We start from the raw sequence: 7155 nt of genomic DNA, 5'->3' as shown, positions 1-7155 counted from the left end.
CATATCACTGCTACTACAACGCTGTCGAGAACGTGCATTACAAAGCCCACAAATATGGGCATTACGAGCCGCTGGAGAAGCCCGCCACAGTGTGGATGAGCCCTGACGCTGCGTGTTTTTGTAAGTCCCAGACAGTTAGTCGACCGTGAAGGACCTCCCAAGCCATTGAGCGGGAGTCGATTTTTGGAGCGGACCGAGGTTTGAGATTGCAAGCTTTTTGGGTTTGAAGGCCCGAAAGCTTGCAATTTCATTTTTGCGATTCCCTCGAATCGCGGGTCGTGATTCCGTGGTCGCATCGGAGGGGACGATGCGACCCAAGGAACGACGGGACAGCGGACAGGCCGATCTTCTGCGCTCGCGGCTGGACGCGATCATCGATATGGACCATGCCCTGGTGAAGCTTTCGCAGACGATCGACTGGCCCTTCCTCGACCAGAATTCGGGGCGGTCTACGAGGACAAACCGGGCCGGCGGCCGCTGCCGACGCGGCTGATGGCAGGACTTGCCATCCTCAAGCACACCTACGACCTCTCCGATGAGGTGCTATGCGAGCGCTGGGTGGAGAACCCCTATTACCGTGTGCCTCGTAGCTGGTGCGTATCTGCCGGCGTAACTGTGTTGAAGATGGGAGTTGGCCTCCCGGAGCCGGCCTGCAGGGGCAGGCTTCAAACCACCCCAGGCTGCTGCGTTTAAGAGACGTGGTGGTGAGCGCTGGGGAAAAGGCGGCGGGCTACGCCGTCAGGTAAGTGATGAGAAGATGAGCGCAAGCGAACCGCCGATGACGCATCGAAATAGGTCCAGACGCTGTCAAAACGGGCATGGGGATAGTGGTGCTCGGAAAAGTGTGGGCGACAACTGCTTACGGTCCACGCGGCAGCCGGTGTATAGGCGGCACTATCTCTTCACAGGCTTCAATCCGGAACGAGGGAACCTGGCTCGGGATGTTAAGGGAAATCCGCAAGTGGCGCACACCACGAGGAAGAATACCAGTACCCGAGACAGGGGCGGAGCAGCCTGTAGTAGCGCAAGTGGCTGTGATGGCTATCGAGCGAAGGGGCTGCGTTACCCTGTCCGACATCGGAGGCCAACCGGCTTTGTCGGGAGGAGCGTCATGACGTCGGACAAACCGTTGCCAATTACCAAGCGTATGGTCTGGGAGGCCTACCAGCGGTGGCAGGGAATGGAAAATCGGCGGGCGTCGATGGCCAGAGCCTGGATGAACTTGCGCAGGACCTTGGGAATAACCTCTACAAGCTCTGGAATCGCATGGCGCCGGGAAGCTACTTCCCGCCAGCGGTAAGGCGCGTGGAGATTCCCAAAGCCAACGGCGGCATTTGGATCGTCGAGGGAGCGACACTAAGCGCGGCGGCGGCTTGCTTGATGGTCAAAAGATCGCCGGCGGCTTGCGGGTTTTCTTGGAAGCTCGGGATCTTCCAGTGCCGGCGTAAATTACCGACGCGGTTGCGGTCGAAGCGGTGGTCGTAGGCCGTCGTGCGGCCCTGCCGGTTGAAGATGACGGCGATCACGGCATCGGGATAATGCATTGCCAGTCGTCGCAGGAGCGCAACTGTTTCCTCGTCGGTGCGGATCGTCGCTGGCCGCGATCGGGGCAGGGCAAGATCGATCTCGGTCAGCGCGCCGCCCTTCGCAGCGTCAAATGGGCGGCAAAGGCATCGCGATCGACTTTGATGATGACCTCGTCGAGGAGCGTCCGCAGCAACTCTTTCCTGTCGCGCGGCGTCGTCGTGCTTGCGTTCCAGACAGAGACGAGATCAGGTCCGAGCGCGAGCAGGTGGTCACGCTCCTGTTGGGCGATCGTATGTGGGCGAGCGGCCTCACGACGCGCAAGGTCGGACTTTGCGGCCTCCAGCGCCTTCAGGCATGCTTCCCACTCTCGCTCGAGACCGCGCGCGACGAGACGGTTGTCGGGATCGATGGCGCGATAGCGACGTTCTGCGCGCTGGGCTTCGTAGCTGACGCGTTCAACGGCAAGTCGCCATTGTTTGAGCGCTGCCTCGCGGTCCGCTTCAAGCCGTTCCGCAGCGGTGAGTGTCGCGGTCAGCTTTGCGGATTCTAAGGCGGCGATGAACGCCTGGGTGATGGCGTGATCGATTTGAACACCACCAATATTGAGGCAATAGACGCCTCGGTTCTCGACCAGCACTTTGCCAGCACAGTCATAGCCTGGCGAAGAATTGCGTTCGCGATAGTGCGTATGCAGGCGGCGGCCGCAATGGCCGCAGCTGGCAAGACCTTGCAGGAGAGCGCCGCCCTCCCTCACGGCACCGCCGCCCTTGCGCGGCTGAGGTCGCGTGTTCTCGGCGAGGCGTTGCTGATTTGCTTCATAGGTCTGCCAATCGATGAAGCCTGGATGATGCTCGGGGATGAGGACCTGCCATTGGGAACGCGGCAAGGATCGAATCCGCTTCTTGTGCGCGCCAATGCCATCGAGAATCGTCTCTTGGCGTGTTTTGCCATAGAGATAGGCGCCGGCATAGACGGCATTGGTCAAGACCTGATGGATGGCGGTGTAACTTGCCCCGACCCAGCGGATCTCGGCACGGGCGTGCAGCTGCAGCGGGAACGCGAGCCCCTCGGAACGAAACCACAGCCAAACGCGACGCGCCGATCCCATCTCGGCAAAGCGCGCAAAAACATTGCGAATAGCGGTAACGACAGCCTCATCGGGATGGAAGCGGACCTCGCCATCAGCCTCGCTCCAGACGAAGCCGACCGGCAGACCGCGGCGCAGTTCGCCGCGCGCCGCCTTGTTGCGGATGCCACCGTTAAGGCGAGCCCGAAGCACGTGCAGTTCGGCCTCGCTCATCGTGCCTTTGAGCCCAGCAAGAGGCGATCATTGAACACGGCCGGGTGATAAATGCCGTCGGCATCGCCGATCAGCGTGTCGGTGAATCCGGCCAGATCAATCAGGCGGTCCCATTCGGCGTTATTGCGCGAGCCGCGAGACTTCGAGACCGAGCACCAGACCGACGCGCGCGAGCGCCACTTCGGCAGTGAGGCGGGCAATTCGGCGGCTGGCGGCCTTGACCACGCCCGATCACCGGTCTGTCGGCTTTGCAAGCGCTCGGTCGAGGACCGAGCGCGACAGCGGCGCGCTCGCAATGCCGACCAGTTGTGCGATCAACCTCCCTTGCTTGGGGAGCAAAATAGATGAGGCAACAATCGGCGTCTCGGGAACATCGCTAGATGCGGCAATACGGGCTCTCATCCTGTTTGTCGCGCCATATTCGCGGCAGATCTTGTCGTAGAGCAGGTAGAAGCGGAAGGCAGGCTCCGCCTTCGCCTTGTAAAGCTTTCTCTGAAGGTTCCTGATCTTTTCGGGCGTTTCGAGGCTCATCGCCAATCACCGCATCCTCTCCATCTTCGAAAGCATGCCAGAAGTCAGGGGCCTTTCCTCCGCCGGCATTACCCGGCCTCAACGGTCGTACGCCTCTGTCCGACTCCCGCACGGTCCGCTGCCAGAAGCAGCGTCGGAGCCGCGACCTCCGACCGAGCGGGTCTCCCCCGATTACGCGGATCACCCTTCCAACGTGTCGTGTCCATTACCCCGGTGAACCGGACAGGTGCATGTGTCGATTGCTTCGCTGTCCGCGCGGCCTTCCCCAAATTGGGGGTGGGTTGGCATCCACATTGCTTCTTTCGAGGCCTGCTCAGACTTCACTCACGTTACGGCCCGCTGGATCGCTCAGCCGTCCAAAGACGCCCTTTGTCACGAGGCTCCGATCCGTCAGTTGCCCTCCGAACCGCTCGTCAGCTACCAGATCAATCGACAACTCTCTGGGTGGAATCTTCCTACACGACTGATACGCGCCTTCGGGGCGCACTCCACTTCCTCGCATAGCTCGATAGAGAACGGCGCTGTGCATACGCCTCATCTGCAAACGGGCAGGGACGGCACTGGCTTTTCTTGTGAACCAACTAAGTTCGCGGCTGGCTCGGCTTGACTGCGCCTAAGCAGAGTTCCACCAGCGGAAAGGACCGGCTCGGCCGCATAACGAAACAGGGCAAATTCCTATCTCAGGCAATTGCTTGTCATCGGAGCTCGTAACGTCGTTCGGTCCTTTAATTGCGAGGTATTGTCAAGTTGCAATTCCTTGGATCCCGTGTGGCGCGACGGTAGCGATCACTCCGTCGGGGCTGGTCGGGATTGCGGAGACGGAGTGATCGCGACTAACGAGGCATTGCCAAACGGGACCTGCTAAGATCGGCCGTTGTTGACGGTTCGGCACGGGTCTCATGTCGCAGCTGGGGTCACGGTCCTTTCCGAGGTCGCGTAGCGCCTCATGATGATGTGCGGGTCGGGCACCTCAACGTATGCTGTGGAGTGCGGACGAGCCGCCAACAGCCGAATGACCGAGGTCACCACAACCACCGTCCCAGCGGGACATCGCCGGCCGATCGAGAACAGGGCCAGAAACTTGCAAAAATGGACTACACCTCTTTCGGCTGCCCCCACTCGAACGATCCACCGTCTACCCAGATGCAGTGCAGAACAAAGGCGATCTTGCGCGCGATGGCGACCTTTGCCTTTCTTATGCCAATGCGCTTGGCAAGCTTCATTCCCCGAGCCGTGAGCGAGGACCATTTCTTCGTTCGATAAAGCAGAACAGTCGCCGCCTCGAACAGGTACGTTCGGAGGAGCCTGTCGCCCCAGCGCGATATCTTGCCATTGAATGTCCGTTTCGCCAGATTGGTAGCGCCGAGGTGTAAGACCCAGATAGTCGACAACAGTCGATGCCGATCGGAAGCGCGACGAGTCATCGATCGTATGGCGGAACGTTAACGCGGTCATCACGCCCACGCCAGGAACCGTCATCAGGCGACGTGTCGTCTCATCTGACCTCGCCAGCTGGCGGACTTCATCGTCGAACTTGCCTTGCTGCTTGCAGATATTTTCATGGATAGACAGGGAGCGGTTCGATCCCGCCGAGGACCTGATGACCTTCGCCCAACAGCTCATAGATCCAGGTTACGGAACTGCAGGCCTATCGCGCGTGGAAACAGCAACCCGCATTCCTTGATCAGGCTGCGGACCTGGTTCTCGATATCACGACGGATGGCTACCAGCCGGAATCTCGCGACGAGTAGCGCGCGGATCCTCCGACTCTCCTCGCTCTTGACTTTGACTTCCCGATACCGGCCGACCCGTACCAGTTCAGCTAGGCCTCGCGCGTCATTCTGATCGCTCTTGTTCATGCACACCGACAAAGCCGCGTGCGCATGCCGAGCATCGATGCAGACCACTGGAAGATCGACACGACGAAGTTCATGCCATAGCCAACTGGCCATCGCTCCGGTCTCAAAGCCGATGCGCGCGGCATGCGGTGCTGCGCGCGAAGCAGCTTAGTGAGCGCTCCTGGATCGGACTTGGCCTTTCCCTCGTACAAGACCTCACCCACTTCATTGACCACATACACACAGAAGTCTCCTTTTGCGAGACATCCAGCCCAACAAATTGCTTTATAGCTCCCTCCGACTCAGACGATTGCGTGAGGGCGTCATGATAACGTGCCACGGACGCCGACCGCAATTACGTCATCGTACCCAAAGGCAGGCTTCCGGATCGGAGGCGGCTGGATCGAAGCTCTGCTTGAACGGCGTCGACCCATGGTCGTCGCTATCGCCGTTGCCAACAAGTTGGCTCGGATCGTCTGGGCGATGATGACGACCGGGGAAGTCTACAGCATGAGAGGCGACCAGCACCGTCTTATGCTGCCAGCTTTGTTGTATCATCCATGTCCGATTGATGACGCCGATGTCTCGAACCCGACAAAGCGCGCCGACCATCCCTGTGGGCATGCTGGCATCACCTACGCGTTTCTCACTCTCGTTAGGCGAGCGCGCACCTCATTCCGCGAGTGGCACGCCGGTTGCTTGGATAAAGAGACAGACGCAGTAAGGAGATCGACCTATGCAACTCGCTTCCGAACACAAGGCCTTTTGGGACGCCTGCCACAAGAACTACCCCGATCAGATGAGGCCTGGCGGATTCGGCGGACAACTTTTTAACCAGAGGACGCTTGCCGGAATAAACGCCGTCCTGAATGCTGATCTTTCTGACCGCTTTGCAAAGCCATCCGATCGAGATTGGATGTCGTCAATCTATCCATGGATTGCTGACCAGCGCTCCACAAAAATTGGAGCCTTGGCGATGACTTATAGAGGGCTGATACGTTACAAGACCCCTTTTGATCTAGCTCTGTATCCAAGGCTCATTTGGGAACTTCAGCCGAGGACTATTCTAGAGCTCGGTTCAGCTCAGGGTGGCAGCGGACTGTGGTTCGCTGATAATATGTCAGCGCTTTGTGAGATGCTCGGTGAAGTTCACTCCTTTGATTTGTATACCGAACTTGTCCATGAGAATGCAAGAAAGCATCCACTACTTACCTTTCATCAAATTGACCTTTCTGACGTCGCCAACTTCGATGAAAATTTGTTGATGAGCCTGCCTCATCCCTGGCTTGTGATCGACGACGCGCACGTGCAAATATTTTCGGTGTTTTCCTACCTGAACAACTTTCTGGTGTCAGGAGACTACTATGTAATCGAAGACAATCCTGTGTACGCAAATAGAGAGATTATCGATGGCTTCCAGTTGATCGAGCAAGCAGGATTCTTAATCGATACTTATTACACCGACGCGTTTGGGACCAATGTTACTTGTGCTTCAAATGCATGGCTTCGAAAGTCGTAAGCCTGCGCTGATATAGTGCCGGGACTGGAACATCATTGCCCTCATAGTTGCGCGATGCAGTGTGCGCTCGGCCAGAATCATTGCACGCGCGGTGGCAAGATCGGGCGGCAGTCCGTCGGGGGAATGTCCGATCTTTTGTTTAAGAGGCCTCTGTGAAGGGCGGGATGCGCTTTGCGGGGGTCAGCGAGGTGACCCCGCAAAGCGCGCGCCGAACTGGATGGCAAACTGCCCCATTGCGGCGGTCCATTCAACCGGCCGGCGCCAATGAACGGCGGCATTCTTGATGGCGAGATATAGCAGCTTCAGCGCCGCCTCGTCGGTCGGGAAGCTGCCGCGGGTCTTGATGATCTTGGAAGCTCCGGTGCAGCGCCTCGACCACATTAGTCGTGTAGATCATCTTGCGAATACCTGGCGCGAAGGCGAAGAACGGCACCACGTAG

Annotated in this window: 8 protein-coding genes and 4 pseudogenes; 5 read left to right on the top strand and 7 right to left on the bottom strand. The window is 58.7% G+C overall.

The genetic code is table 11. From position 1 onward, the window contains the following. Positions 1 to 307 precede the first annotated feature (307 nt). Positions 308 to 579, top strand: a pseudogene (locus KIP88_RS45050) (transposase); the annotation flags it as partial. A gap of 701 nt (positions 580 to 1280) precedes the next feature. On the opposite strand, the gene KIP88_RS45045 reads toward KIP88_RS45050, so the two are convergent. Next, positions 1281 to 1526 carry a hypothetical protein gene (locus KIP88_RS45045; RefSeq protein WP_214494512.1) on the bottom strand — a complete coding sequence of 82 codons (246 nt, stop codon included), beginning with the start codon at positions 1524 to 1526 and terminating at the stop codon, positions 1281 to 1283. 104 nt (positions 1527 to 1630) lie between these two features. Further along, entirely contained in the window at positions 1631 to 2635 is a 1005-nt protein-coding gene (locus KIP88_RS45040) for a recombinase family protein (RefSeq protein ID WP_214494511.1), read from the bottom strand. On the opposite strand from KIP88_RS45040, the gene KIP88_RS45035 reads away from it, so the two are divergent. Further along, positions 2519 to 2875 (top strand): hypothetical protein, encoded by a 357-nt coding sequence (locus tag KIP88_RS45035; RefSeq protein ID WP_214494514.1) that lies wholly within the window; start codon positions 2519 to 2521, stop codon positions 2873 to 2875. The genes KIP88_RS45040 and KIP88_RS45035 overlap by 117 nt on opposite strands. 183 nt (positions 2876 to 3058) lie before the next feature. Here KIP88_RS45035 and KIP88_RS45030 read toward each other — a convergent pair whose 3' ends face one another. After that, positions 3059 to 3364, bottom strand: coding sequence for a hypothetical protein (locus KIP88_RS45030; RefSeq protein ID WP_214494513.1), 306 nt, complete (start codon positions 3362 to 3364; stop codon positions 3059 to 3061). Between the two features lie 588 nt (positions 3365 to 3952). On the opposite strand from KIP88_RS45030, the pseudogene KIP88_RS45025 reads away from it, so the two are divergent. Further along, positions 3953 to 4079: pseudogene (locus tag KIP88_RS45025) on the top strand (transposase); the annotation flags it as partial. A 373-nt stretch (positions 4080 to 4452) separates the two neighbouring features. Here the strand turns inward: KIP88_RS45025 and KIP88_RS48080 are convergent. The 3 genes and pseudogenes from KIP88_RS48080 to KIP88_RS47630 form a co-directional block, all read right to left on the bottom strand. Then, a complete protein-coding gene (locus KIP88_RS48080) occupies positions 4453 to 4581 on the bottom strand; it encodes a hypothetical protein (RefSeq protein ID WP_283848595.1) in 129 nt (42 codons plus the stop codon). A gap of 172 nt (positions 4582 to 4753) precedes the next feature. Next, positions 4754 to 4813, bottom strand: a pseudogene (locus tag KIP88_RS47635) (hypothetical protein); the annotation flags it as partial. A 164-nt stretch (positions 4814 to 4977) separates the two neighbouring features. After that, positions 4978 to 5310, bottom strand: coding sequence for a transposase (locus tag KIP88_RS47630; protein WP_249791545.1), 333 nt, complete (start codon positions 5308 to 5310; stop codon positions 4978 to 4980). Positions 5311 to 5601: 291 nt separating this feature from the next. Here KIP88_RS47630 and KIP88_RS47625 point away from each other — a divergent pair. Both KIP88_RS47625 and KIP88_RS45010 read left to right on the top strand, forming a co-directional pair. Continuing rightward, positions 5602 to 5703: pseudogene (locus tag KIP88_RS47625) on the top strand (IS110 family transposase); the annotation flags it as partial. Between the two features lie 229 nt (positions 5704 to 5932). Further along, entirely contained in the window at positions 5933 to 6715 is a 783-nt protein-coding gene (locus tag KIP88_RS45010) for a CmcI family methyltransferase (RefSeq protein ID WP_214494509.1), read from the top strand. Positions 6716 to 6962: 247 nt separating this feature from the next. Here KIP88_RS45010 and KIP88_RS45005 read toward each other — a convergent pair. Further along, the coding region (locus tag KIP88_RS45005) for a hypothetical protein (RefSeq protein ID WP_214494508.1) at positions 6963 to 7155 on the bottom strand (193 nt) is incomplete at its 5' end.

It is taken from the genome of Bradyrhizobium sp. SRL28 (assembly GCF_018596315.1).
GTDB lineage: Bacteria > Pseudomonadota > Alphaproteobacteria > Rhizobiales > Xanthobacteraceae > Bradyrhizobium.
This window is presented reverse-complemented; position numbering and strand designations above follow the sequence as displayed.